We start from the raw sequence: 2,329 nt of genomic DNA on the forward strand, positions 1-2,329 counted from the left end.
GCACGCCGTTGAACATCACCGGAGTGCGGCCCGGATCGATACCACTGACGTCGTTCATCTTCAGCTTCACGCGCAGACCGGCCTGGGCCGCGTCGTAGTCGTCGTACAGGCGGAACGGCTTGCTCGGATCGGTCGGCGGGCTGTCGGTGCGGTTCTCCGGGGTGGAGAAGGCGATACCGCCGGCGACCAGGGTCAGCAGCGACTCGCTGTGCACCTTGAAGCCGGACAGGCCGCCGGAAATGGAGATGCCGCTGGCGTTCCAGAATCGCGTGTGCTTGCGCACCAGGTCGGCGTAGGCCGGCTCGATGTGCACCTTGATCTCGATGGTCCTCTGGTCATCGCCTAACTGGAAGCTCTTCACCTGGCCGACCTGGATCTGCCGGTAGAACACCGGGCTGCCCTGCTCCAGGGAGCCCAGGCGATCGGCCTTGAGGGTCAGGTGCAGGCCGGGCAGCTTGTCGGAAAGGGGTGGCGGCTCCTTCAACGCGGTGAAGTAGCGTTCTTCCTTCTCGCCCTTCACCGGATCGACCGCGATGTAGACGCCGGAGACCAGGGTTTCCAGGCCGGTGACGCCAGCCAGGGAAACCCGCGGCTTGACCAGCCAGAAGCGGGTGTCCTTGCTCAGGTACTCCTGGGCTTCCTTCTTGATCTCGATGGTCGCGACCACGCCCTTGATGTCCTTGCTGACATGCAGGTCGGTCACCTTGCCCACCGAGATGCCCTTGTACAGCACCTCGGTCTTGTTGGCCTGGATCCCGTCGCCGCTCTCGAAGCGAACCTGGATGTCCACGCCAGCCTGGTCGAAGGCACGCCACGCCAGCCAGGCACCGATGGCCAGGGCTACCAGCGGCAGCACCCAGATCGCCGACCAGTTCGAGGTCTTGTGTTTCTTCGGACTTGGCAGATCACTCATTCTCGTCATCCAGATTGGTGTTGTCCCAGATCAGCCGGGGGTCGAACGTCACGGCGGCGAGCATGGTGAGCACCACCACGCTGGCGAAGGCGGCGGCGCCGAGGTTGGCCTCGATGCTCGCCAGGTTGCCGAAATTCACCAGCGCCACGAGGATGGCGATGACGAAGATATCGAGCATCGACCAGCGCCCGATCCATTCGATGAAGCGATACATCAGGATACGCTGGCGGGCCGACATCGGCTGGTGCCGCTGCACCGAATAGAGCAGCAGGGCGATGCCCACCAGTTTGAAAGTAGGAACCAGGATACTGGCGACGAACACCACCATGGCGATGGGGAACATGTCGGCATGCACCAGTTCGACCACGCCCTCCATGATGGTGGCGGGCATTCCGCTGCCGAAGAGGTTGACCGTCATGATCGGCAGCAGGTTGGCGGGTATGTAGAGAATCGCCGCGGTGATCAGCAACGCCCAGGTGCGCGTGAGGCTGTTTGGGCGCCGGGCGTGCAGCACCGCACCGCAGCGGCTGCAACGCGGATGCTCGTCCCCGTCGGCGCGATTCAACTGGTGGCACTCGCCGCACACCAGGATTCCGGCATCAAGCGCGCGCATCGTCGTCCTCGCCGCCCAGCGCTTCCCATACCTGGTGCGGCGACATGGTGACCTCCAGCCAGACCTGGGTGAACAGCAGCGCCACGAAACAGGCCAGGCCGATGCCCAGGCTGAGGTCGGCCATGTCGATCAGCTTGACGATGGAAACCAGGATACCCATGAGGTAGACCTCGAGCATCCCCCACTCGCGCAGATGGTGATAGCCGCGGTAGAGCAGCATGCCGATGTGACGGGCGATGCCGAAACGCACGCTGATCATCACCAGCAACTGGCAGAGCAACTTGACCAACGGGATCACCATGCTGCACAGGAATACCAGGATGGCGACGCCCTGCATGCCACTGTCGTAAAGACCGAGCACTCCCGTCCAGACCGTATCGCTGCGGGTCTGGCCGAGCAGGCTGAGATTCATGATCGGCAGGAAATTGGCTGGGATATAGAGGAATAGCGCCGTCAGAACCAGCGCGAAGCAACGGCGTTGCCATTGATGGCGATGCGCGGCCAACTCGAAACCGCAGCGCGGACAATTGGCTTTCTCGCCCGGTCCCAGGGGTTCCCGGCGCATCAACAGATCACACTCATGGCAAGCAACCAGTTCTTCCAGGGGAAGATCCTGCAGGCCACGGACATCGGTATCGGACATGAATGAGCTCGGCTGGATTTGTCGGCTATTGTAGACGAGCGCACAGTGCAAATCGCGTCTCCCATGCCCTCGGAAGTACGCCGCCCGGCAGCTCTCGAAGTTTTTCGATTACCGTCCGCAGCGCTGCTGGCTTGCCACTTTTCCGCGCGCAAAAGCAAAA

At 62.5% G+C, this 2,329-nt stretch carries 3 protein-coding genes; all 3 read right to left on the reverse strand.

Going from position 1 to position 2,329, the window contains the following annotated elements:
• Positions 1 to 913, reverse strand: a 913-nt coding sequence (locus JHD77_RS31770) for a PqiB family protein (protein ID WP_033943452.1), incomplete at its 3' end; no start/stop codon positions are given.
• Positions 906 to 1,526 carry a paraquat-inducible protein A gene (locus tag JHD77_RS31775; protein WP_003107436.1) on the reverse strand — a complete coding sequence of 207 codons (621 nt, stop codon included), beginning with the start codon at positions 1,524 to 1,526 and terminating at the stop codon, positions 906 to 908. The genes JHD77_RS31770 and JHD77_RS31775, both read right to left, overlap by 8 nt.
• Positions 1,513 to 2,220, reverse strand: a complete 708-nt coding sequence (locus JHD77_RS31780; protein WP_079380608.1) for a paraquat-inducible protein A — start codon at positions 2,218 to 2,220, stop codon at positions 1,513 to 1,515. The genes JHD77_RS31775 and JHD77_RS31780 overlap by 14 nt, the downstream gene beginning before the upstream one ends.
• Between the last annotated feature and the right edge of the window lie 109 nt (positions 2,221 to 2,329).

The organism is Pseudomonas sp. P20, assembly GCF_016463925.1.
Classification (GTDB): Bacteria; Pseudomonadota; Gammaproteobacteria; order Pseudomonadales; family Pseudomonadaceae; genus Pseudomonas; species Pseudomonas aeruginosa.

What these genes read in the sequence shown, in the direction of transcription:
- JHD77_RS31775 (WP_003107436.1), bottom strand. Translation starts at nt 1,526, where the DNA reads ATGCGCGCGCTTGATGCCGGAATCCTGGTGTGCGGCGAGTGCCACCAG.